This is a genomic window from Rhizobium sp. 21-4511-3d (genome assembly GCF_053522545.1).
This window is the reverse complement of record NZ_JBNWCF010000009.1, coordinates 74,316-98,976: the sequence shown is the minus strand read 5'-3', so window position 1 is coordinate 98,976 and position 24,661 is coordinate 74,316. Positions and strand designations below refer to the sequence as shown.

Here is a 24,661-nt window from a genome sequence, read left to right as displayed (position 1 = left end):
TCACCGGACAAGAGGAGAGAAGAGAAAGAGAGCTTAAAATGGGTTTCAAAGTAGCAATCGCGGGAGCAACCGGAAACGTCGGCCGGGAAATGCTCAACATTCTTTCCGAACGCGGCTTCCCAGCCGATGAAGTCGTGGCGCTCGCTTCCGCCCGCTCCCAGGGCACGGAAGTTTCCTACGGCGACCGCACGCTCAAGGTTTCCAACCTCGAAAACTACGATTTCTCCGACACCGATATCTGCCTGATGTCCGCCGGTGGCGACGTCTCGAAGAAGTGGTCGCCGAAGATCGGCCAGCAGGGCTGCGTCGTCATCGACAACTCCTCGGCCTGGCGCTACGACGCCGAAGTGCCGCTGATCGTGCCGGAAGTGAACCCCGACGCCATCTCGCTCTTCACCAAGAAGAACATCATTGCCAACCCGAATTGCTCGACCGCCCAGCTCGTCGTGGCCCTGAAGCCGCTGCATGACGCTGCCAAGATCAAGCGCGTGGTCGTCTCGACCTACCAGTCGGTTTCCGGCGCCGGCAAGGACGGCATGGACGAGCTCTTCAACCAGACGCGCGCCGTCTTCGTTGCCGATCCGATCGAGAACAAGAAGTTCACCAAGCGGATCGCCTTCAACGTCATCCCGCACATCGACGTGTTCATGGAAGACGGCTACACGAAGGAAGAGTGGAAGGTTCTGGCCGAGACCAAGAAGATGCTCGACCCGAAGATCAAGGTGACTTGCACCGCGGTTCGCGTCCCCGTCTTCATCGGTCATTCGGAATCGGTCAACATCGAGTTCGAAAACGAGATTACTGCCGACCAGGCCCGCGATATCCTGCGCGACGCCCCGGGCTGCCAGGTCATCGACAAGCATGAGAACGGCGGCTACATCACGCCTTACGAATCCGCCGGCGAAGACGCGACCTATATCTCGCGCATCCGCGAAGATGCGACTGTCGAGAACGGTCTCAACATGTGGGTCGTTTCCGACAACCTGCGCAAGGGCGCCGCTCTGAACGCCATTCAGATCGCCGAACTCCTGGTCAACCGCGGCCTCGTCAAGCCGCGCAAGCAGGCCGCCTGATACCGAATATTAACCATAGCTTGCTATCAGCCCCGCATGTCGTCAGACTTGCGGGGCTTTTCCTTAAACAGGCAGACGGCAATCGCGCGGCAGACCGCCAATCTCGCTAAAAGGTGATCGTGACAAAATCACCCCCGGCTGGCATTCTGCCCGGCATTCCAGCGACTGCAGATCGAGATCGGGGTTTCTCATGCGCATGACAAAGTTCTTGGTGGCGGCCATCGCGGCGGTGGGCGCTTTCCATGTAGTTCCGGCAGCGGCCAATGCTGCGCAATGCGGCAATAACGGCGCCGGCTTCGATGCCTGGGTGCAGCAGTTCAAGCAGGAAGCTGCAGCGCAGGGCGTCAGCCAGTCGGTTCTCAACCGCGCCTTCGCAAACGTCGCCTACAATCGCCCGACAATTGCCGCCGACCGCGGCCAGAAGAGCTTCAAGCTCTCCTTCGACGCCTTCATGCAGAAGCGCGGCGGCGCCGCGATCATCTCCCGCGGCAAGGGCATGAAGCGCTCCAACCAGGCGCTCTTCACCTCGATCGAGCGCCGTTACGGCGTCCCCGCTGGCCCACTGATCGCAATCTGGGGCATGGAAACCGGCTTCGGCAGCTATATGGGCACGCAGCACACCATGTCTGCGGTCTCGACGCTGGCCTACGACTGCCGCCGCTCCGACTATTTCACCGACCAGCTCTACGCTGCCCTTCAGCTCGTCTCCGAAGGCTATCTGAGCCCGCAGGCGCGTGGCGCCGCGCACGGCGAAATCGGCCAGACGCAGTTCCTGCCGCGCAACGTCGTCCGCTTCGGCGCCGATGGCGATGGCGATGGCCGCGTCGACATGGTCGGCTCGCGCGCCGACGCTCTCGCATCGACCGCAAACTTCCTGAAGGGTCACGGCTGGCGCGCCGGCGCAGGCTACCAGCCGGGCGAGCCGAACTTCGTCGCCATCCAGGGCTGGAACGCCGCGACAGTCTACCAGCAGGCAATCGCCTATATCGGTCAGCAGATCGACGGCCAGTAAGCCTCGGCGACAGATTGATTGCAGACGAAATCGAAAGGCGCCTCATGGGCGCCTTTCTCATTTGGCTTCGGCTCGTGCCATCGGTTGCGGCACCAGTGAGCCCGCCACGACGCAATTGCGTCCGGAGGCCTTGGCGGCATAGAGCGCCATATCCGCCCGCTTGACCAGATCTTCAAAATGATGACCGCCGCCGGCTTGCGTGCGGCCGGCGCAGCCGAAGCTCGCGGTGACCACCAGGCTTTCTCCGCCCGGCAATATGATGACTGCACGCTCTATCGCCTCACGCACGGCTTCGGCAACGGCCGCCGCCTCATCCGGCGTCACATCGGGCAGCAGCGCAAGAAACTCTTCCCCGCCATGGCGCACCAGCAGATCGAACTGGCGGAAATTATGCTTGGCGACAGCCGCAACGTGGCGCAGCACGATATCGCCGACGTCATGACCATGGATATCGTTGATCTTCTTGAAATGATCGAGATCGAAGAGCACCACCGAGATCCATCGTGACCCACTTTTGGCCTGCTCGAAGAGGGCGGCTGCAGCCGCCTCGAAGCCACGGCGGTTATAAAGCCCGGTCAGAAGATCCGTCTGCGCCGCACTGCGAAGCTCTCCGACCAAAACCTCACGCTCCCGTGTCAGCCGCGAGATCATCCCGAGACCCTTGGTCGCCAATGTCGCGACAACGCCAGCAAGCAGCAGCAAGCCGCCGCAGAGCACGAAAACCAGCATCACATGCAGATGCGAGCGCTGCGCCAGCGTTTCGCCGGTGCGATGGATGTCCGCAGTCGCCTCGGTGATCTTCTCCTTGAGGAAAGCGATGCGATCAGCCTGCGCCGCCGCCCAATCGTTGCGGACCTCCAGCGGAGGCCGCGCTTCGCGGGTCAGGATCGCATCGGTCACCGCGTCGGCACGAACCTGCTGCGGCAGTTTCATGTAATCGCTAATCGACGTGACGAGCGGGGACGTCGAGTGGAAGACCATATGGTCCATACCCTCGGCCTGCATCATCTTGCCCTGCACATAGAGGTCGCTGGAGCGCAGCGAATAGCCGTGCTCGCTCAGGTGACGCGTGCCGATGAATGTTAGCAGCCGCTCACCGTAATAGGTCAGCAGGATACCCATCAGCTCGTTCGATTTTGCCAGCAGGACGGGATCCTGGATCAGCGGCGAGAGCGCATCGACAACATCAAGCTGCTTCAGCGCCGCCTGCCAATAGACATAGCCCGGATCGCCCCCGGCATAATATCCGCGGTCGACAGCGGCGCGGATCGAAATGATACGGCTATAGGCAAGTGCGAGATCGGAGAGTTCGTTCTGGAGATTGCCATCGAGCATGCCAGCCGAGGGCAGGCTCATCTGGAATTTCCGGCGCTCCTCATCGAGCCGCGCGCGGCTCTGCTGCATGCTGACCGCATTGTCGGTACCGGGATGGGTGAGATACTGCCTGGTCGCAACGGTCTCGCCGAGGATCTCGTTCGCCGCGATCGAGCCACCGCGCGCCAGAACATCAGCGAAACGATAGTCTTTTTCCAGCGAAACATACTGGCGGAACGACGTGCGTACGACCAGAACGCCTTCGGCGATCATGAAGATGAAAGGCAGCAGGATGGCCGCGAGAATGATCTTGTTGGTCGTTTCGAACTTCATCGAAAGCCGCCGCAATCCGCAGGTTGAAGACGTGTTTCGATGAAATTCTAGCGGGATTCCCTAAAGAACCCATAAACCTATATGCGAAGGCCTATACGTCGGGGCGGATGAAATCGCGCGTTTCGGCATCCATGACCCACAATTCGCCGGTCGAGATGTCGAACCAGGCGCCGTGAAGGGCGATCTTGCCCTCTTTTTCCAGCGCCTTGACCTCGGGGAAGGTCCTGAGATTGTTGATCGAGTTGCGGATCGAGACACGCTCGAGCGCCGTCTGGCGCTCGGTCTGGGTCATGACGTCGTTGCTGCCGATCTGCTCGGCGGCATCCTTGACGAGCGACATCCAGCGGCCGATGAAATCGCCCGGCGAAAGCGGTTCTGAGCTCGGATCGAGTGCAGCGCGGATACCGCCACAACGGCCATGGCCCATGACGACGATGTCGGTCACCTTGAGGGCCTGTACGGCAAATTCGAGAGCAGCCGAAGTCGCATGGAAATGCCCGTCCGGCTCATAGGGCGGCACGAGATTGGCGACGTTCCGGATGACGAAGAGCTCGCCCGGGCCGGCATCGAAGATCAACTCCGGAGCCGCGCGGGAGTCGCAGCAGGCGATGACGAGCGTGGTCGGGCTCTGCCCGTTTTCCGCAAGCGTCTTGTAGCGGTCGCGCGCATCGGCATAGCGCCCGCTCATGAAGTTGCGATAACCGTCGAGAAGTGATCCAGGAAAACGCTGCATGACATTTCGATTAACGCTTGGCGCGGGCAAGATCAACTGCTGCAGTGCAAAATGAGTCGTTGCTATTGCTTGCGCCGCTGCGCCGGATGCATGAGGCGGCGCATCTGCACCATGGCCATCGGCGTGGCGAGACTGGAAGCATCGCTCGCAAGCGTCAATTCGTCGCTTCCGCGTTTGACGGCACGGGCAAGCACTTCATAGACGCTGGCCGTCGCCAGCTGCAGCGCCTTCTCGTCATCCATGCCCGAGAGCAACCGTGACATGAAGAGCGCAGCCAGGAGATCTCCGAGCCCATTCGGCGGATTGTCGATCGCCCTATGCTCGGCAAGCAGCGCGTGGCGTCCGGAAAGATAGAGATTACCGATCCCGCCGCTCATCATCGGAACAGCCGAGGTGACCAGCATGCGCGACGGGCCAAGCGACAGGGCCGCCTCCATGACGGCATTGTTGTCATCGAGCGGCGCGCCGGCCATCCAGGCGAGCTCGTAGCGGTTGGGTGTCGCGAGCGAGGCAAGCGGGATCAGGTGATCGCGGATCGCCTCGGCCGTCGCCTGCGGCACATAGAGCCCGCCGAGATCGCCCATGACGGGGTCGCAGACATAGAGAAGATCCGGATTGCCCTGCCGCAGCGAGCTCACCAGCCGGGCCACCGACTTGGCCTGCGCCGCATTGCCGAAATAGCCTGACAGCACCGCCTTCACCTCGCCTACCCAGGGCGCGCGGATCAGATCATCGATCGCCGCATCGAAGTCGGCTTCGGCAAAGGTCAGCCGTGTCGAGCGGCCATGCCCGGGATGCCAGGGCAAAACCACCGTCGGAAGAGCCCAGACCTGATGTCCGAGCGTTTCAAGCGCGAAGACGGCGGCGCGATTGCCGACCGAACCACGAACGACGTGACTGGAGATGACGATAACCGTTCCGGCAGCGGTATTTTCTGGCATGATGATGGTCCTGAACCCGATGCGCCGTTGATCCCCTTTTTGCGCCACAGCTGTCAACCGTTCTTCATCTCTGCGTGGAAAGGTCGCGAAGCGGACGGAGAAAACCGGAGACGACTTATTTTAGCCATTCGAGATAAGCGTCAATTCTTCCGGAAAGTGATCCAAACAGGGGCGAAAATGAACGAAAGCTGCCGTCAAACCGCCTCTTTTAGAGATTTTTTCGATAACTCTTCTGATATTTTGCCCAAAACCGACCGACTCGGGGGGAGCATCTGAAATGGCCGTAAGACAAAATCCGAAACGTGAAAAGCAGATCGAGAGCGCCAAGAAGATCGCGGCCGCGACCGGCGACAAATTTCTTGAGCCCGAAATTCTCTTCGGCCGCGCCAGCGGCGACGATCTCGACCGCTACACCCCGGAGATGCTCGCGCTGTCGGCGGTCCATTCCGCCCGCGAATTGCAGGCCTGGAACGGCAAGACGCCGCGCGTCAGCATCGACACCATCGCGGATGTCGAGCCCGCGGGCATTGCCGTATCGGTTCTGACGATCACCGACCACAACATGCCCTTCCTCTACGAGTCGGTGATGGGCGAGGTGACCAGCACCTACCGCGATCTCTTCATGGCGGTTCACCCCATTCTGGTCCTCGAAGACGGCAAGGCTCCCGAGCTCTACTCTGCCGACGAGCCGAGCGATCCGGCAAAGCGCGTCAGCCATATCCAGATCCATATTTCGCCGCTGACATCGGCCCAGGCCGCCGACCTGCAGAAGCGCATCAAAACGGTGCTGGAGCAGGTCGATCAGGCGGTTTCCGACTGGAAGCCGATGCTCTCCAAGCTCGATACGGCGATCGACGAGCTGCGTGAATATGGCTCCAGCCGCAAGAAGGCAGACCGCGACGAAGCACTCGCCTTCCTCACCTGGCTGCGCGATGAGAACTTCACCTTCCTCGGCATGCGCGAATACGTCTATTCCGGCAAGGGCGCCGGCGCCAAGGTGGAGCGCGACAAGGGCACCGGCCTCGGTATTCTCTCCAATCCCGACGTTCTCGTCCTGCGCACCGGCAAGGATGCGGTGACGACGACGCCCGAGATCCTCGCCTTCCTCGACGGCCCGGATTTCCTGATCGTCACCAAGGCCAACGTCAAATCGGTGGTCCACCGCCGCGCCTATATGGACTATGTCGGCGTCAAGCGTTTCGACAAGGATGGCAACGTCACCGGCGAACTCCGCATCGTCGGCCTCTTCACATCGACGGCCTATACGTCCTGGGCGTCCGAGATCCCGCTGATCCGCTCGAAGATCGCCAAGGTGAAGGAGCATTTCGGCTTCGACCCGATGAGCCACTCCGGCCGCATGCTCGACAACACGCTGGAATCCTATCCGCGCGACGATCTCTTCCAGATCGACACGACGCTGCTGTCGAGCTTTGCCGAGCAGATCAACGACCTCGCCGACCGGCCGCGCGTGCGCGTCCTGCCGCGCATCGACCATTTCGACCGCTTCGTTTCCGTCATCATCTATGTGCCGCGCGAAGAATATGACTCGATCGTCCGCGAGAAGATCGGCACCTACTTGAAGACCGTCTATGACGGCCGCGTTTCCGCCTATTACCCGGCCTTCCCGGAAGGCGGCGTCGCCCGTGTCCACTTCATCATCGGCCGCTCCGGCGGCAAGACGCCGCGCATTCCCCAGGCCAAGCTCGAGGAAGCGATCCGGGCGATCACCGCCCGCTGGGACAGCCGCTTCGAAATGCTGGCAGGCCCGAAGGCGCCCCGGATCAGCGTCAGCAACGCTTTCCAGGAAGCCTTCTCGCCGGATGAAGCCGTCGGCGATCTTCCCGATATCAGCGCATGCGCAGCCGGCGAACCGATCCGCATCGAGTTCTATTACCGCGACGACAACGAGCGCGGGCGCATCCTGTCCCTGAAGATCTTCCACAGCGGCGAACAGCTGCCGCTCTCGCGCCGTGTTCCGCTGCTCGAAAATCTCGGCTTCAATGTGCTCAGCGAACGGACCTTCGATATCGAAGTCCCCGCTGCCGATGGCGCCACCAGCATCGTGGTGCTCCACGATATGGAGCTCGAAGCCCGCAGCGGCACCGACATCGATCTCGGCCGCTTCGGCGCGCCGCTGGAGGAAGCTTTCGTTGCCGCCTTCAACGGCACGATCGACAATGACAGCTTCAACCGGCTGATTCTCTCGGCGGCCCTCTCCGCCCGCGAAACCAACGTGCTGCGTGCCTATGCGCGCTATCTGCGCCAGGCAGGTATTGCCTATTCGCAGGATTATATCGCCGCTACGCTCGACAAATACCCTGATATCGCAGCAGCGATCTTCCGCCTCTTCCATGAAACCATGGATCCGGCGGTCGCCGAGAAGCCGCGGCTGAAGAAGCTTGCCGATCTGCACCAGTCGATCGAAACGGCGCTCGCCAACGTTCCGAGCCTCGACGACGACCGCATCCTGCGCCGCTATATCAACGTCGTCGACGCCACGCTGCGCACCAACTATTTCCAGCGCAACGAGGATGGCTCGACCAAGGCGATGCTCGCCTTCAAGCTCGACCCGCATCTGGTCGATGGCCTGCCGCAGCCGCTGCCCTTCCGCGAAATCTTCGTCTATGGCGTTGAGGTCGAGGGTGTTCACCTGCGCTTCGGCAAGGTCGCCCGTGGCGGCCTGCGCTGGTCCGACCGCGCCGAGGATTATCGCACGGAAGTGCTGGGTCTCGTGAAGGCACAGCAGGTCAAGAACGCCGTCATCGTTCCCGTTGGCGCCAAGGGCGGCTTCTATCCGAAGAAGCTCCCGGTCGGCGGCAGCCGCGACGAGATCTTCAACGCCGGCCGCGAAGCCTACAAGACCTATATCCGCACGCTGCTGTCGATCACCGACAACATCTCCGGCGCCGATATCGTGCCGCCCGCCAACACGGTTCGCATCGATGGCGACGACCCCTATTTCGTCGTCGCCGCCGACAAGGGCACCGCGACTTTCTCCGACACGGCCAACGCGCTGGCGCAGGAAGCCGGCTTCTGGCTGGACGACGCCTTCGCATCGGGTGGATCGGCCGGTTACGACCACAAGAAGATGGGCATCACCGCGCGTGGCGCCTGGGAGACCGTGAAGCGCCACTTCCGCGAAATGGATATCGACATCCAGACGGCGCCCTTCACCGTCGCCGGCGTCGGCGACATGTCGGGCGACGTCTTCGGCAACGGCATGCTGCTCTCCCCGAAGATCCGGCTGCTCGCCGCCTTCGACCACCGCGACATCTTCATCGATCCCGATCCGGATATGGAGAAGACGCTCGGCGAGCGTCAGCGCCTGTTCAATCTCGCCCGCTCCAGCTGGCAGGATTTCGACAAGTCGGTTCTGTCGAAGGGCGCGATGATCATCTCCCGTGCCGCAAAGTCGGTAACGCTGACGCCTGAAGCTGTCGCTGCGATCGGCATCGACAAGTCCGTGGCGACACCGTTCGAGATCATGACCGCGATCCTCAAGAGCCCGGTCGACCTGCTCTGGTTCGGTGGCATCGGTACCTATGTAAAGGCCGCGGCCGAAACCGACACCGAAGTCGGTGACCGCGCCAACGACCCGATCCGCATCAGCGCCGACGATGTCCGCGCCAAGGTGATCGGCGAGGGCGCCAATCTCGGCGTCACCCAGAAGGGCCGTATCGCCTACGGTCTGAAGGGCGGCCGCAGCAATTCCGACGCCATCGACAACTCCGCCGGCGTCAACACCTCGGACGTCGAGGTCAACATCAAGATCGCACTCGCCAACGCCATGCATGACAGCCGCCTGACGCGTTCCAAGCGCGACCAGCTGCTGTCCTCCATGACCAACGAAGTCGCGAGCCTCGTGCTGCGCAACAACTATCTGCAGTCGCTCGCGATCTCGCTGACCGAGCGCAAGGGCACCGCCAACGGCCTGGAACTTGCCCGCTTCATGACCGTTCTCGAAGGCGCAAAGCAGCTGAACCGCAAGGTCGAGACGCTCCCTGACGATGCAACGCTCGCCGAGCGGTACGCAGCTGGCAAGCCGCTGACCCGCCCGGAAATCGGCGTCCTGCTTTCCTACGCCAAGATCGTGCTCTTCGACGCGCTGATCGCCAGCGACCTGCCTGACGATCCCTATTTCGCCTCGACGCTGTCGGGGTATTTCCCGGCGAAGATGCAGAAGACCAACGCCGCCGATATCGACAGCCACCGCCTGAAGCGCGAAATCGTCGCAACGGTTCTGGCCAACGAAGCGATCAATCGCGGCGGCCCGGCCTTTGCCGTCAGCATGGTCGATGCGACGGCAGCCTCCGCAGCCGAAGTCGTCCGTGCCGCAATCATCGCCCGCGATGGCTTCGATCTGACGCGCCTCTGGAGCGAAACAGATGCGCTGGATGGCAAGATTTCCGGCCAGATGCAGAACCGCATCTACGAAGAGATCGGCCATAGCTTCACGGTCTTGACCCGTCTGATGCTGAAAACCGGTATGGCCAAGGGCGATATCGCCGAAACCGTTAGCCGGCTGCAGGCAGCTCTGAAGAAGCTGAAGCCGTCTTTCGCGGCACAGGCGCCCGCCGAGTTCGAAGCGCGACAGACGGAGTTTCAGGAAGCCGGTCTGCCCGAGAAGCTGGCAGCCGACATCGCCGGCCTTCCGGGCTTTGCACTGGTGCCGGAGATCATGCAGATCGCCGAGCGGACGGGCGAAGCGCTCGCACGCGCAGCCGAGAGCTATTTCGCAGTATCGCAGACCTTCCGCATCGGCCGCCTGCTTGCCGCCGGCAACCGGATCGTCACTTCCGATCACTACGAGAACCTGGCTCTGGCCCGCAGTATCGACCAGATCGCCAGTGCGCGCCGCGACATCGTCATCTCGGCGCTCTCGGAGCACGGCAAGGAAAAGCTGCCGGTTCAGGCCTGGCATGCGGTCGATCGTATCCGCATCAACCGCATCACCGAGGAGCTATCCAGCCTCGGCGACAGCGGCGAGCCGAATCTCGCCCGGATCACCGTCGCCGCAGGTCTCCTGACCGATCTTGCGCGCGACCGGACGAGGTGACACAGTCCGCCGCGACAATGGGAGCGGACGTGTGAGCAGAATCGACTGGACGGGAGAGGGAACTCCGGCGCCGCAGAAAGCGCCGGAGGCGGGTATCTGGGGCTGGATGTTTTTCGATTGGGCGGCGCAGCCGTTCTTCACCGTCGTCACCACCTTCATCTTCGGTCCCTATTTCGTCTCTCGGCTCACCACCGATCCCGTCCATGCCCAGGCCATGTGGAGCAACATGGCGACGATCTCCTCGGTGATCATCGCTGTGCTTTCACCGATCCTGGGTTCGATCGCCGACCAATCTGGCGCCAGAAAGCCCTGGATCGGCTTCTTCGCGGTCATCAAGATCGCCAGCCTGTTCGGCCTCTGGTTTGCGGCACCGGGCTCTCCGGTCATCTATCCAATGATCTTCATGATCCTGGCGTCGATCGCCGCCGAATTTTCGATCGTCTTCAACGATTCGATGATGCCGCGGCTGGTCGGCAAGGACGAAGTCGGACGACTCTCCAACACCGCTTGGGGCCTCGGTTATCTCGGCGGCATGATCGTGCTGATCGCCGTCGTCACCCTGCTCGCCGGCAGCCTCGAAACCGGCAAGACGCTGCTCGGCTTCGATCCGCTCTTCGGGCTCGATCCCCACACCGGCGAGGACGCCCGCGTCACCGGACCGATTTCCGCGGTCTGGTACCTGATCTTTATCATCCCGATGTTCCTCTTCACGCCTGATGCGCCGAAAGGCATACCGTTCGGCCGCGCCGTAAAGGTGGGGCTCGCAGAGGTTCGCAACACGATCGGCGAACTGAAACACCGCAAGGGCATCCTGAAGTTCCTGCTCGCCCGCATGATCTATCAGGACGGCGTCAACGGCCTGCTGATCCTCGGCGGCACCTTCGCCGCCGGCATGTTCGGCTGGGCGACCATCGAGATCGGCCTTTACGGCATCATCCTCAATGTCGTCGCGATCTTCGGCTGCATCATTGCCGGCCGCATCGATCACCGCATCGGCTCGAAGGTGACGATCGTCATCAGCCTGATCATGCTGCTCATCGCCACTGTCGGGATCATCTCGACGGGACCGGGCTATACGCTCTTCGGCCTGATCGAACTGCCCGTTGCCGATTCCGGGGGCTTCTTCGGCACCGCCGCCGAAAAGGCTTACATTCTCTACGGATTGCTGATCGGCCTTGCGTTCGGGCCTGTCCAGGCCTCATCGCGCTCGTATCTGGCACGCAGCGTCAGCCTGGAGGAGGCCGGACGCTATTTCGGCATCTATGCGCTCTCCGGCCGCGCCACCAGCTTCATGGCGACGCTGATGTTCTCGATCGTTACCTATTCCAGCGGCTCCGCCCGGCTCGGCATGGCAACGCTGGTGATCTTCCTGATCGGCGGCCTGGCGCTGCTGTTCTTCACGCCTTATCCGGCTGACAGGAAGAAGGCCTGAACGAAAAACCCCGGCTCGAGGCCGGGGCTTTCTTGATCAATGGCGGAAGTGCCGCATTCCGGTAAAGACCATCGAGATATTGTGCTCGTTGGCCGCGTCAATGACCTCCTGGTCACGCATCGAGCCGCCCGGCTGGATCACCGCGGTAGCGCCCGCTGCAATCATCGACAGCAGACCATCGGCGAAGGGCAGGAAGGCCTCGGAGGCAACTGCCGCACCCTTTGTCATCGGAACCGGCAGGCCAAGCGCCTTTGCTGCTTCCTCGGCCTTCAGGGCGGCGATACGGGCAGAGTCGACGCGACTCATCTGGCCGGCGCCGATACCGGCGGTCTGGCCGTCCTTGGCGTAAACGACGGCATTCGACTTCACATGCTTGCCGACCTTGAAGGCGAACTTCATGTCTTCGAGTTCCTGGGCCGTCGGCGCACGCTTGGTGACGACCTTCAGCTCGAGATCCTCGACCATGCCGTTATCGCGGGTCTGAACCAGCAGACCGCCGGAAACCGTCTTGGCAGTGATGCCGGCAACGCGCGGATCGGGAAGACCACCGGCCGACAGCAGGCGCAGGTTCGGCTTCTTGGCGACGATCGCCTTGGCTTCCTCGGTCACATCAGGTGCGATGATCACTTCGGTGAAGAGCTTGATGATCTCTTCGGCCGTTTGCGCATCCAGCGTCTGGTTCAGCGCGATAATGCCGCCGAAAGCCGAAACGGAATCGCAGGCGAGCGCCCGCTTGTAGGCTTCGAGCAGCGTCGGGCCTGTTGCCACGCCGCAGGGATTGGCATGCTTGATGATGGCGCAGGCAGGAGACTTCTCCGGCAGGAACTCGGAAACGAGCTCGTAGGCCGCATCGGTATCGTTGATATTGTTGTAGGAGAGCTGCTTGCCCTGCAGGAGAGCGGCAGTCGAAACGCCCGGGCGCTGCTCGCCGGTCACGTAGAAGGCAGCCTTCTGGTGCGGGTTTTCGCCGTAGCGCATCTCTTCCTTGAGAACGCCGCCGATCACCCGGTGGCGCGGCGTATCGATTGCCAGCGCTTCGGCAAACCAGTTCGAGATCATCGCGTCGTAAGCCGCCGTGCGGGCATAGGCCTTGGCGGCCATGCGCTGGCGGAAGCTGTAGCTCGTCTGGCCGGCATCATCGGAAAGCTGCTGCAGCAGCTCGGCATAATCGGCCGGATCCGTGAGGATGGTGACGTAAGCATGGTTCTTCGCCGAAGCGCGGATCATCGCCGGGCCACCGATGTCGATATTCTCGACGGTCGTCGGATAATCGCCGCCGGCAGCGCGAACCTCCTCGAACGGATAGAGGTTGATGACGGCGATATCGATGCCTTCGATGCCGTGCTTCTTCATCGCGTCCTGATGCTCGGCATCGTCGCGGATAGCGAGCAGGCCGCCATGAACCGTCGGATGCAGCGTCTTGACGCGGCCATCCATGATCTCAGGAAAGCCGGTGACTTCGGAAACGTCGGTGACATCGAGACCGGCAGCGGCAATCGCCTTGTGCGTGCCGCCGGTCGAGAGCAGGCGAACGCCCTTTTCCGACAGCGCCTTGGCAAGCTCGACGATACTGGTCTTGTCGGAGACGGACAGCAGCGCGGTCTTTGCTTTGACCTTGTCGGGGGCGGGGATCTTCTTGGAAATGACGGCCATGAACCTTCTCCGTTCGGGCTTCGGGAGACATCCGGCGAGGGACGTATAGGATTATGGCGCCGCGTTAGCACGAGCGCTGCCGCCGCGTAAATGCCGACTAGCTCTTGCGGGACAGAAACCAGCGAATTTCCGGCTTTTCAGCGAAATCGAAGTCGATTTCGATCTGATCGGAACCGCAGATGCCGGAGGCATCGGCAAAGAAGATGTCTTCCGAAATCAGCACTTCGTTGCCGGGAGAGGAAAACAGCCAGCTCTCGCCATCAGGCGCGGTCAGCAGGATGGATTCCCGGTCGTTCTGTTTCAGATTGATCGACGGGTGGATGTGAAAGCGCACCGCCGCCTTCAGCGGCTCGTCGCTGACTTTCTCGCCCGGCAGGATCAGCCGGTCGCGGCCGGCGATGATAGCGCCCGCCGAGTTCATCGACAACTCGCGCTCGTGCAGCACGCCGAAATCGCGCAGATAGCCATCGTGAACCATCTTCAGCCCATCACGTCCGTCTTCCGTCTCGGCACGCTCTACCGTCACGCTATCCACCATATCGGTCATCACGTGACCAAGGAATTCCGAAGGCGAGAAGTGGCTGGAGGACGTATCGTTCAGCGTTACCGTCGAATGCGTCGCCGTGGTGCGTGCCATCTGTACATAGCGCTTGCCGGCAAATTTCGGTGAACCGGAGTTGACGATGAAGCGATGGCGCCCGGACGACATCTCGAAAGACAGGCAACCGGCATGCGCGGTGCGGGACAACGGACCCACCGGGGGCGTGCCGGTATCGGCAATAACGACGGTCTTTCCTGCCGCCAGCCGCTGATAGCGCGAATGCGGCATCGCCTTGAATGGCTGGCCCGCGGTCTCGTCATAGCGCAGCACCGACATCAACTCATTGGCAAGCGTCGAGGTGGCGCCGTTGAAGAGCGCAAGATCACCATCCTGATGCCGGAAGAAGCGCAGCGCCGGATACATGCGGTCGATGCCGGAGATCAGCTTCTGCGGCAGATCATGGCCGAGATTCACATAGGTTTGGCGAAGCGGCAGCAGATCGAGCAGGAGTTCAAGCCCGGCGCGGGGATTGCGCGAGATGTGTCCCCCATCGGGAAGGATCTGCAGATCGAATTCATTGTCGAGCGCCAAGGCGGCCTTGCGCAGCGCACCAGCGCGCATCGGCATGGAGATCGACGCCATGGCGAGCGCAATCCGCAGGCGGAAGAGCACTTCGCCCGCAGGCGCATAAGGCGCCATCCGCCGCAGATACCGCACCTGAAAGGCAAGCGAGCGCATGAAGCGGCGATAGAAACCGCGGTCGGCATTGTGCAGCACGACAGGCGAATGTGACAGCCAGGCGATGACCCGCTGCGCCGTGACATCGATTTCCCAGGCCACGCCTTCGATGCGGCCGGAATGCAGGGACAGCCAGCTATCGACGATCGAGCGGGCGATCAGCGACGCACGATCGCTCTTGTAGGCCCGCATATGCCGCAGCCAGCCGAAGCCATGCAGGCGATTGGCGAAGGCGCGCGAGGGCAAAGTGAAAGCGAAGGGCGACTTGCCGTTGGTCTCGAGCATCCGCCCCGCCAGCGGAAAGCGCCCGTTCATGATCTCGTCGGCGACGTGAGAATCGATGGCGCGCAGATCGGTCGGCGCAACGATCAGGCGCTCCGGCGCCTGAATGGTATGACGGAAGGCGCGCAGGCGCAGCAGAGCAGCACGGCGCGACACGCGCCGCCAAGCCTCCCGAACATACAAAGTCCAAAAACGCCCGCCGGATTGCATAATTTATTTTCTATTGACCCTCGTGATTAAGAATAGGTGAACGAGAGCCGCTTTCACCGGGTGGGCTGCATTAATTCGTGACAAAGATGAAATATAAGAAGCTGCCTTGCAATCAGGCAACACGTCGCAACACCGCGGCATAGAAACCATCCAGCCCCGAAGCGATCCCATCAGCCATCGGCAGCATGACGGGGGTCGTGCGGAAATCGCCAAGCGGGCTGATGGCCTGCTCAAGGCCCGGCCAGGATGCCGTCTCGATCGGTACCCGGGCAATGCCGGGCACATCGGCCAGAACACGCGCGATCACATCCTCGCCTTCGGCGGGATCGAGCGAGCAGTTCGAGAAGACGATGACGCCATCGGGCTTCAGAAACGCCAGCGCGTGACGCAGCAGCCGCTCCTGGACACCGGCCAGCTTCTCGATCTCCTCCGGCCCCTTGGTCCAGAGAACATCCGGATGGCGCCGGGTCGTGCCGGTCGAGGAGCAGGGAGCGTCGAGCAGGATCGCATCGAAACCCTCTTCAGGCTGGAACTTGGTGAGATCCGTGACCAGCGTTTCCGCTTCCAGCCCGAGCCTTGCCAGATTGGAACGCAACCGCTTCAGGCGGTTTTCAGACTGATCGATCGCCGTGACCTTGCCGCCGGCGAGGATCAGCTGGGCCGTCTTGCCGCCCGGCGCAGCGCAGAGATCGGCAACGCGCTTGCCGGTGAGATCGCCGAGCAGTTTCGCGGGGATGCTGGCTGCAGCATCCTGTACCCACCAGGCGCCGTCCTCAAAGCCTTCAAGCGAGGGAATGCTGCCATCGAAGGCGGCCAGCCGCACACCGCCCGTCGGCAGCACGGCGCCGTTCAGACGCTCTGCCCAGCCGACGGCATCGGCTTTCACGGTCAGGTCGATTGCCGCGGGTTCCAGCTGGGAATCCGAAATGGCGAGCGCCGCTTGCCTGCCGTAAGCTTTGGTCAGACGCGCCAGGAACCAGTCCGGCATGGCCGGAACATCGGCAACGGAGGCCAGGATCGCTTCCTTCTCGCGGCCGAGACGGCGCAGGATGGCGTTGACGAGCTTGGCAAAGCGGCGGTTGCGGGGATCGTTGTTCGCCTGCTCGACGGCAAGGTCGACGGCCGAATGATCGGGCACGTCGAGATAAAGGATCTGCGCCGCACCGACGACGAGAACGTGATGCAGAGCGCGTGCGCCATCCGGCAGCGGGGAATCGAGAAGCGAGGCAATCGCTGCATCAATGCGCGGCAGATGCCGGAGCGCAGAGTTCAGAATCGCGCGGACAAGCGCGCGGTCGCTTTCGCCGAGCGCCTTATAGGCCGGATTGCCGTGCTCGTGATCGAGAGCGCCATCGAGCGGCAGCTTCTTGTCGACGACCGCAGCAAGAATCTTGGCAGCAGCGGAGCGCGCCTGCAGACCGGGCTTTGCCGGCGGACGTTCACCCGGCTTGTTGCTGTTCTTGTTGGCTGGCTTCTTGCCGTTCGAATTCAAGACCACGGACCTTTAGGCGGTTGGGGATCACCGCGGCCAAGGCCGGTATCCGGAACAGAGCGCGATTTCCGCGACGGATTAGCAGTCCGAACCGGTGCAGTCGAGACATTCATGCCGCCGCGGGCCATTTCCTGCAGCGCGGCGATGCGGTTTTCGGTGTTCGGATGGGTCGAAAACAGGTTGTCCATGCGCTCGCCGGAGAGCGGATTGATGATGAACATATGCGCCGTCGCCGGATTGCGCTCCGCGTCATAATTCGGCACCTGCGCCGTGCCGCGGGCGATCTTGCCAAGCGCCGAGGCAAGCCACAGCGGATTGCCGCAAATCTCGGCACCGCGCCGGTCGGCCGAATATTCGCGTGTGCGGCTGATCGCCATCTGCACCAGCATGGCAGCCAAAGGCGCCACGATCATCGCGACGAGAACGCCGATGAAGCCGAGCGGATTATTGTTGTTGCCGCGATTACCGCCAAAGAAGAAGGCGAAATTGCCAAGCATCGAGATCGCACCGGCGAGTGTCGCGGTGATCGTCATTGTCAGCGTGTCGCGGTTTTGAACGTGAGCGAGCTCATGCGCCATGACGCCAGCCACTTCCTGCGGCGACAGAACCTGAAGAAGGCCAGTCGAGGCGGCAACGGCGGCGTTCTCGGGATTGCGGCCGGTCGCAAAGGCATTCGGCTGCGGATTGTCGTAGAGATAGACCCTGGGCATCGGCAGGCCGGCATTTCGCGCCAGATCTCGAACAATGCCGTAGAATTCAGGCGCATTGCGCTCATCGACCTCCTGGGCGCGATAGGCCGACAGCACCATGTTTCCCGAATTCCAGTAGGAGAAGAAGTTCATGCCGGCGGCGACAAGAAAGGCGATCATCATGCCGCTGCGGCCACCGATCAGGAATCCGACGAACATGAACAGGGCCGTCATGAAGGCAAGCAACATGGCAGTACGAACGAGGTTCATCGATGGTCTCCATCTCCTATGTGGCGGCTCAAGGGTTTCAATCGGCCCTTCCAGGCACTATGATTTGGTTATTCGCCCGCCACTTTCAATATTTCCGGCAGGATAGCGCCATGCAATCAGCTGACAACGACAACACCGAAGGCCCAGCCGTGGAAGGCGCCGCAGCGCGCAAACCCCTTTCGCCTGCCGCCAAACGTGCGCTTGCCGAAGCTGAAGAGCGCCGGCGCAACGCGACACCGATGAACCTGCCCGCAGAAATCGGCGGCCGCGGCGGCGCCGAACCCGCCCGCTTCGGCGACTACGAGATCAACGGCCGCGCCATCGATTTCTAAGTAAATATTCCTATTGACAGTAGCAAATTATCGGAATTTATTCCTTTACATGAGGACGATGATTTCGATTCTTGTCGCCATGTCTGTCTTTCCGCTTACGGCGGAGAGCGCCGAGCAGATTGCCGGTCCGGTCGCTGCGGAGATCATTCGCGTCATCGACGGCGACACGCTTCTGGTGGAAGCGGCCCCCTGGCCGCAGCAGCGCATTGAAGTCTATGTCCGCATCCGCGGTATCGACGCACCGGAAATGAAATCGAAATGCCCCGCTATCAGGCAAGCAGCCGAACAGGCACGTTCCGTGCTGGATGAAATGGCGGCCAGTTCGCCGCACATCAGGCTGACCAATATCAGCGGCGACAAATATTTCGGCCGCATCGTCGCCGATGTCGCCATGCAAGACGGCAGGAATCCGGCTCAGGAGATGCTGAGTGCTGGCCTTGCCGCCGGATATGATGGCGGGCGCAAGCCCCGTATAGCCTGCGCCAGCACCAATTGAAAAAGCCGCTCCGGATGGGAGCGGCTTTTGAGATCAGGCGCTCGCCTTGTTCTGGCGATTGGCGATGAGATCGTCGACGACGGCGGGATCGGCGAGCGTCGAGGTATCGCCGAGCGATCCGAAATCGTCCTCGGCAATCTTGCGCAGGATGCGGCGCATGATCTTGCCGGAACGGGTCTTCGGCAGACCCGGCGCGAACTGGATCTTGTCGGGCGACGCGATCGGACCGATTTCGGTACGGACATGCTTGATCAGCTGCTGGCGCAGCTCGTCCGAACCCTCGTTACCGGCCATCAGCGTCACGTAGCAATAGATGCCCTGACCCTTGATCGCATGCGGATAGCCGACGACGGCGGCCTCCGAGACGAGATTGTGAGAGACGAGAGCCGATTCCACTTCGGCCGTGCCGAGGCGGTGGCCGGAAACGTTCAGCACGTCGTCGACGCGGCCGGTGATCCAGTAATAGCCATCCTCGTCGCGGCGGCAGCCGTCGCCGGTGAAATACTTGCCCTTGTAGGTCGAGAAGTAGGTCTGGATGAAGCGCTCGTGGTCGCCATAGACGGTGCGCATCTGGCCCGGCCAGCTGTCGGTGATGCAGAGATTGCCGTCGGCCGCACCTTCGAGCACCTTGCCCTCATTGTCGACCAGCTGCGGCTTGACGCCGAAGAACGGCACGGTGGCCGAACCGGGCTTCAGATCGGTCGCACCCGGCAGCGGCGTGATCATGTGACCGCCGGTTTCCGTCTGCCACCAGGTATCGATGACCGGGCAGCGCTTGTCGCCGACGACATTGTAATACCATTCCCAGGCTTCCGGATTGATCGGCTCGCCGACGGTTCCGAGCAGCCGCAGCGAAGAGCGCGACGAGCGGGTGACGAAATGATCGCCGGCGCCCATCAGCGAGCGGATCGCCGTCGGCGCGGTGTAGAAGATGTTGACCTTGTGCTTGTCGATGATCTCCCAGAAGCGGCCCTGATCCGGAAAGTTCGGCACGCCCTCGAACATCAGCGTCGTCGCGCAGTTCGAAAGCGGTCCGTAGACGATATAGGAGTGACCGGTGACCCAGCCGACATCGGCCGTGCACCAGTAGATATCGCCGGGGTGATAATCGAAGACATATTCATGCGTCATCGACGCGTAGACGAGATAGCCACCCGTGGTGTGCAGCACGCCCTTCGGCTTGCCGGTCGAGCCGGAGGTGTAGAGGATGAACAGCGGATCTTCCGCCTTCATCTTCACCGGCGGGCATTCGGCCTTCACGGTGGCGACTTCCTGGTGGTACCAGAGATCGCGGCCCGGCGCCCAGCCGGTCTTGCCGCCGGTGCGGCGCACGACCAGTACCTTGTCGACGATAACATGCTGCTTGGCGGCGATATGGATCGCGGTGTCGGTATTTTCCTTGAGCGGTACCGGCTTGCCGCCGCGCACGCCCTCGTCGCAGGTGATGACGAAGGTCGATTCACAGTCGACGATACGGCCGGCCAGCGCTTCCGGCGAGAAGCCGCCGAAGACCACCGAATGCACGGCGCCGATGCGCGAACAGGCGAGCATCGCATAAGCCGCTTCGGGGATCATCGGCATGTAGATGGTGACGCGGTCGCCCTTCTTGACGCCGTGCTTCTTCAGCACATTCGCCATCCGGCAGACATGCTCGTAGAGCTCGTTATAGGTGATCTTCTTGTCGACATAGGGATTGTCGCCTTCGAAGATGATGGCCGTCTGGTTGCCATGCGTCTTCAGGTGACGGTCGATGCAGTTATAGGAGACGTTGGTCTGGCCGTCTTCGAACCACTTGATCGAAACCTTGCCGGTGAAGGAAGTGTTCTTGACCTTGGTATAGGGTTTGAACCAGTCGATGCGCTTGCCGTGCTTACCCCAGAACTTGTCCGGATTCTCGACGCTCTCCTCGTACCACTTCTCGTATTTCGCCTTGTCGATCAGGGCATGGCTCTTCACCGGTTTGGTAACCGGATAGATCTTCTCCGACATGGAAACTCCTCCTCACGCGGGCACCGGTTTCGCCGCACGAAGCAGCGCCCGGGACTCAATTCAGGGCATTCATAGCAGGTCAAAACGGCCCGGCAATTAGACAAAGGTCATTTCATTCCGGATCAATTGCAATTCTGCGTCACTCCGGTTATATAGCGCCAATATTTCCCGGACATTGTGGTGACAATCCACGGACCGCGACACCGGCGCGGACGACAGAAGGACTATATCCATGGCTCAACAACTGCTCATGCCGAAAGCGACTGCCATCTGGCTCGTCGACAACACGGCGCTGTCTTTCGACCAGATCGCACAGTTCTGCAAGCTGCATCCTCTGGAAGTCAAAGCGATCGCCGATGGTGAAGCTGCGCAGGGCATCAAGGGCCTGGATCCGATCGCAACCGGCCAGCTGTCCCGCGACGAAATAGCGCGCGCCGAAGGCAACCCGAACCACAAGCTGAAGCTTTCCGAGCCGAAGGTTCGCGTTCCGGAATCGAAGCGCCGCGGCCCGCGCTACACGCCGGTTTCCAAGCGCCAGGATCGTCCGAACGCCATTCTCTGGCTGGTTCGCAACCATCCGGAACTGAAGGACGCCCAGATCTCGCGTCTCGTCGGCACCACCAAGTCGACGATCGAGCAGATCCGCGAGCGCACCCACTGGAACTCCGCAAACCTGACGCCGATGGACCCGGTAACGCTCGGCCTCTGCAGCCAGATCGACCTCGACATGGAAGTCGAAAAGGCAGCCAAGGGCCGTCCGCTGCCGACCGCAGCCGAACTGGGCGCGACGCTCGAATCCGCTCAGGAGACCGAGCGCCTGACGCCGAGCTACGAGCGTGAAGAAGAGCGCGAAATCGACGCCGATGCGGTCTTCGCAAAGCTGAAGTCGCTGAAGTCGTCTTCCAAGGATGAGGACGAAGACGATCAGTTCTGATCGTCTTTCTCTCCAAACGAAAAACCCGCCGGATCGCTCCGGCGGGTTTTTTATTGGCCGCTTGCTCGCGCTTAGCTGCGGAACAGCGACAGGATGTTCTGCGAAGCGGAGTTGGCGATCGACAGCGACTGGATCGCAAGCTGCTGCTGCGTCTGCAGTGCCGTCAGTTTCGACGATTCCTCTTCCATATCCGCGTCCACCAATCGCCCGACACCGGAGTCGATCGAGTCGCTGAGTGTAGAGACGAAATTCTCCTGCAGCTGAATGCGCGTCGAGATCGAACCGAGCTGCGAACCGGCGCTCGTCATCGCCTTCAGTGCGTTCTCGACATTGTTCAGCGCCGAGGCGATATCGTCGGACGACAGGTTGCTGATGTTCATCGAGTAGACCGAACCGACCGAGCCGTTGGACGTGCCGAGAATGCCCGTCGAGGTGTCGATAACGCCGCCGGTCGTCGTGCCGAACAGGACGTTGCCCGTCGAGCCGCTGTCGAGAATGTAGTCGGTCATCTTGACCGAGATGCCATTCGAGCCATCGCGAACGAAGGTCGAGACGACGCTCTTCGTGCCGTTGCCCGCAACCCAGTTTTCACCGGAGAAGGAGGCCGACTCCGAAATGCTCTTCAGCTGCGCCTGGAGCTGGGTGATTTCTTCCTGGATCTTCGACTTGTCGACGCCCTTTTCAGTTGCGGCAACGATCTTCGCCTTGATTTCGGTAACGACGTCGATGGCGTTGTCCATGGCCGAATAGGCGGTATCGACCTTAGCGGCGCCAAGACCCAGCGCGTCGGAGACGGCCGACAGCGCCTTGTTGTCGGATTTCATCGTCGTCGCGATCGACCAGTAGGCGGCATTGTCGGCGGCCTTGGCAACGCGGAGGCCGGAAGAAACGTGTGCCTGCGTCGTCTGCAGGCTCTGGTTGACGCTGCGCAGGGTCTGAAGAGCTGACATCGCAGCCGTGTTAGTCAGGATGCTTGACATCGCTTTTTCCACTTCTCGTGAGGATGAAGGAGCATACCGGCAGAGGCCGGCGGTGGCGGTGCTTCATGCTTCACCTGAGCTCAGGTGTCCGTTGAGGGAAAGCTAATGAGAACATGGTTAACAAGTCGTCAACGATGGTCACATCTCGTCAACGATTCTTACCAAATAGCAAATATCCTATATGGGTCGAGAGCCAAAACCCCTGTGGCGCAAGGCTTCTGCGACTTCTTCAAGTGTTGCCGGGTCATCAATTGTCGCAGGCATTTTCCAGGGAAGACCATCCGCAATCTTCTGAATCGTGCCCCTCAGGATCTTGCCGGAGCGCGTTTTTGGTAACCTTTCGACGGTGATGGCAGTTTTGAAGGCGGCAACCGGACCAATTTCTTCACGAATCATTTTAACGACTTCTGATTCGATCTCCGGTGATTCGCGCCTCACGCCCTTCTTCAGCACGAGCAATCCGCAGGGAACCTGACCCTTCAGCGAATCGGCAATTCCGACCACGGCGCATTCGGCAACGTCGGGGTGCCTGGCGCAGATTTCTTCCATCGCACCCGTCGAAAGACGATGCCCGGCACAATTGATGATGTCGTCGGTGCGCGACATGATGAAGAGATAGCCATCCTCATCGATATAGCCGGCGTCGGCCGTCTTATAGTAACCGGGAAACTCCTCGAGATAGGCCGAACGAAACCGGGCATCGGCATTCCACAGCGTCGGCAGGCATCCGGGCGGCAGCGGCAGCTTAGCAACGATATTGCCGAGCGTGCCCGCGGCAACCGGATGACCGGCATCGTCGAGCACCTGGATATCGTAGCCGGGCATCGGCACGGAGGGCGATCCGTGCTTGACCGGCAACTCGCCGAGCCCGATCGGATTGGCCGCAATCGGCCAGCCGGTCTCTGTCTGCCACCAGTGATCGATGACGGGCACGCCAAGCGTCTGCTCCGCCCATTTCAGGGTTTCCGGATCGGCGCGTTCACCAGCAAGAAACAAGGCCCGAAACTTTGCTTTCTTGTAGCGCGCCGCAAGCTCGCCATTGGGGTCCTCTCGGCGGATGGCCCGGAATGCCGTCGGCGCCGTGAAAAGCACCCGCACATCATGGTCCGACACAACCCGCCAGAATGCCCCGGCATCCGGTGTGCCCACCGGCTTGCCCTCATAGATCAACGTCGTTACCCCAGCCAGCAGCGGCGCATAGACGATATAGGAATGGCCGACCACCCAGCCGATATCGGATGCCGTCCAGAAGACCTCGCCGGGCTTCAGCCCATAGATATTCGCCATCGACCAGTGCAACGCGACCATATGGCCGCCATTGTCGCGCACCACGCCTTTCGGCTGGCCGGTCGTTCCCGATGTGTAGAGGATGTAGAGCGGATCGGTCGCAAGCACCGGCGTACAGCCGATATCCGCACCGCGATAGCGATCCACCGTCCCGGCGAAATCAAGGTCGCGCCCCTCTGTCAGATCGGCTGCAAGCTCCTGCCGCTGCAGCACGAGGCAATGGGCAGGTTTGATCTTTGCAGTCGCAATGGCCTGATCGACAAGCGGCTTATAGGCAACGACAAGGCCGGGCTCCAGACCGCAGCTCGCCGTGATGACCAGCTTGGCACCCGAATCATCGATACGCGATGCGAGCTCGCTGGCGGCAAAGCCGCCGAAGACGACGGAATGCACGGCCCCAAGCCGGGCGCAGGCCAGCATCGAGAAGATCGCCTCCGGCACCATCGGCATATAGAGGATCACCCGGTCGCCTTTGCCGATGCCGAGTGCGCCCAGCGCCGCCGCAATCGCCTTCACCTCATCGAGCACCTCTCCATAGGTGAAGCGCCGCTTGGCGCCATTCATGGCGCTGTCGAAGATGATGGCGCTCTCGCCACCCCGTCCGGCGGCAACATGGCGATCGAGGCAATTGAAGCAGGTATTGGTCTCGCCGCCCTTGAACCAGCGGCCATAGACGCCGTAACCGGCAGAAAATATCTGCTCCGGCTCCCTGAACCAGTCGATCGCCTCTGCGGCTTTCTTCCAGAAACCCTCGGGGTCAGCTTTCCAGCCGTCATAGACGCTGTGATAGTGGCTCTGCATCTGCTCCTCCCCAGGACATGCAAGCTATAGAGCCAATCTAGGGGAGGGAGGTGCGGACAGGAAGCCCGACGAA

The 24,661-nt window shown here is 61.5% G+C and carries 17 protein-coding genes; 7 read left to right on the top strand and 10 right to left on the bottom strand.

Annotated elements, in window-relative coordinates; translation table 11 throughout:
* Nucleotides 1-38 precede the first annotated feature (38 nt).
* A complete protein-coding gene (locus ACQZ5H_RS20080; RefSeq protein WP_112718105.1) occupies nucleotides 39-1,073 on the top strand; it encodes an aspartate-semialdehyde dehydrogenase in 1,035 nt (344 codons plus the stop codon).
* A gap of 190 nt (nucleotides 1,074-1,263) precedes the next feature.
* Nucleotides 1,264-2,085 (top strand): lytic murein transglycosylase, encoded by an 822-nt coding sequence (locus tag ACQZ5H_RS20075; protein WP_112718103.1) that lies wholly within the window; start codon nucleotides 1,264-1,266, stop codon nucleotides 2,083-2,085.
* Between the two features lie 57 nt (nucleotides 2,086-2,142).
* Here the strand turns inward: ACQZ5H_RS20075 and ACQZ5H_RS20070 are convergent, their stop codons facing one another.
* The 3 genes from ACQZ5H_RS20070 to pdxY form a co-directional block, all read right to left on the bottom strand.
* Nucleotides 2,143-3,732 (bottom strand): GGDEF domain-containing protein, encoded by a 1,590-nt coding sequence (locus ACQZ5H_RS20070; RefSeq protein ID WP_449098852.1) that lies wholly within the window; start codon nucleotides 3,730-3,732, stop codon nucleotides 2,143-2,145.
* Between the two features lie 91 nt (nucleotides 3,733-3,823).
* A complete protein-coding gene (locus tag ACQZ5H_RS20065) occupies nucleotides 3,824-4,465 on the bottom strand; it encodes a carbonic anhydrase (protein ID WP_112718099.1) in 642 nt (213 codons plus the stop codon).
* Between the two features lie 62 nt (nucleotides 4,466-4,527).
* Nucleotides 4,528-5,406 (bottom strand): pyridoxal kinase PdxY, encoded by an 879-nt coding sequence (gene pdxY, locus ACQZ5H_RS20060; protein WP_130283005.1) that lies wholly within the window; start codon nucleotides 5,404-5,406, stop codon nucleotides 4,528-4,530.
* 277 nt (nucleotides 5,407-5,683) lie between these two features.
* On the opposite strand from pdxY, the gene ACQZ5H_RS20055 reads away from it, so the two are divergent.
* Together ACQZ5H_RS20055 and ACQZ5H_RS20050 are read left to right on the top strand one after the other, a co-directional pair.
* Nucleotides 5,684-10,462 carry an NAD-glutamate dehydrogenase gene (locus ACQZ5H_RS20055; protein ID WP_449098851.1) on the top strand — a complete coding sequence of 1,593 codons (4,779 nt, stop codon included), beginning with the start codon at nucleotides 5,684-5,686 and terminating at the stop codon, nucleotides 10,460-10,462.
* Between the two features lie 31 nt (nucleotides 10,463-10,493).
* Nucleotides 10,494-11,894, top strand: coding sequence for an MFS transporter (locus ACQZ5H_RS20050; RefSeq protein WP_112718093.1), 1,401 nt, complete (start codon nucleotides 10,494-10,496; stop codon nucleotides 11,892-11,894).
* A gap of 36 nt (nucleotides 11,895-11,930) precedes the next feature.
* Here the strand turns inward: ACQZ5H_RS20050 and purH are convergent, their stop codons facing one another.
* The 4 genes from purH to htpX form a co-directional block, all read right to left on the bottom strand.
* Nucleotides 11,931-13,547 carry a bifunctional phosphoribosylaminoimidazolecarboxamide formyltransferase/IMP cyclohydrolase gene (purH, locus tag ACQZ5H_RS20045; protein ID WP_449098850.1) on the bottom strand — a complete coding sequence of 539 codons (1,617 nt, stop codon included), beginning with the start codon at nucleotides 13,545-13,547 and terminating at the stop codon, nucleotides 11,931-11,933.
* Nucleotides 13,548-13,644: 97 nt separating this feature from the next.
* The gene (locus ACQZ5H_RS20040) at nucleotides 13,645-15,318 is read right to left on the bottom strand and encodes a heparinase II/III domain-containing protein (RefSeq protein ID WP_148194754.1); all 1,674 of its coding nucleotides are present in this window, start codon (nucleotides 15,316-15,318) and stop codon (nucleotides 13,645-13,647) included.
* A 112-nt stretch (nucleotides 15,319-15,430) separates the two neighbouring features.
* A complete protein-coding gene (locus ACQZ5H_RS20035) occupies nucleotides 15,431-16,816 on the bottom strand; it encodes an RsmB/NOP family class I SAM-dependent RNA methyltransferase (RefSeq protein WP_449098849.1) in 1,386 nt (461 codons plus the stop codon).
* Nucleotides 16,807-17,769: a zinc metalloprotease HtpX gene (htpX, locus tag ACQZ5H_RS20030; RefSeq protein ID WP_449098848.1), complete on the bottom strand. Its 963-nt coding sequence runs from the start codon at nucleotides 17,767-17,769 to the stop codon at nucleotides 16,807-16,809. The genes ACQZ5H_RS20035 and htpX overlap by 10 nt, the downstream gene beginning before the upstream one ends.
* A gap of 110 nt (nucleotides 17,770-17,879) precedes the next feature.
* Between htpX and ACQZ5H_RS20025 the strand changes: the two genes are divergently transcribed.
* Both ACQZ5H_RS20025 and ACQZ5H_RS20020 read left to right on the top strand, forming a co-directional pair.
* Nucleotides 17,880-18,101 carry a DUF1674 domain-containing protein gene (locus tag ACQZ5H_RS20025; protein ID WP_449098847.1) on the top strand — a complete coding sequence of 74 codons (222 nt, stop codon included), beginning with the start codon at nucleotides 17,880-17,882 and terminating at the stop codon, nucleotides 18,099-18,101.
* A gap of 58 nt (nucleotides 18,102-18,159) precedes the next feature.
* On the top strand, nucleotides 18,160-18,597 hold the full coding sequence (locus tag ACQZ5H_RS20020) for a thermonuclease family protein (protein WP_449098846.1): 438 nt from the start codon (nucleotides 18,160-18,162) through the stop codon (nucleotides 18,595-18,597).
* 33 nt (nucleotides 18,598-18,630) lie between these two features.
* Here ACQZ5H_RS20020 and acs read toward each other — a convergent pair whose 3' ends face one another.
* A complete protein-coding gene (acs, locus tag ACQZ5H_RS20015; protein WP_112718079.1) occupies nucleotides 18,631-20,586 on the bottom strand; it encodes an acetate--CoA ligase in 1,956 nt (651 codons plus the stop codon).
* 232 nt (nucleotides 20,587-20,818) lie between these two features.
* On the opposite strand from acs, the gene ACQZ5H_RS20010 reads away from it, so the two are divergent.
* Nucleotides 20,819-21,520: a DUF1013 domain-containing protein gene (locus tag ACQZ5H_RS20010; protein WP_112718077.1), complete on the top strand. Its 702-nt coding sequence runs from the start codon at nucleotides 20,819-20,821 to the stop codon at nucleotides 21,518-21,520.
* A gap of 71 nt (nucleotides 21,521-21,591) precedes the next feature.
* On the opposite strand, the gene ACQZ5H_RS20005 is transcribed toward ACQZ5H_RS20010, so the two are convergent.
* Nucleotides 21,592-22,500, bottom strand: coding sequence for a flagellin N-terminal helical domain-containing protein (locus tag ACQZ5H_RS20005; RefSeq protein WP_112718075.1), 909 nt, complete (start codon nucleotides 22,498-22,500; stop codon nucleotides 21,592-21,594).
* Between the two features lie 177 nt (nucleotides 22,501-22,677).
* Entirely contained in the window at nucleotides 22,678-24,588 is a 1,911-nt protein-coding gene (locus ACQZ5H_RS20000) for an AMP-binding protein (RefSeq protein ID WP_449098845.1), read from the bottom strand.
* Nucleotides 24,589-24,661: the final 73 nt, after the last annotated feature.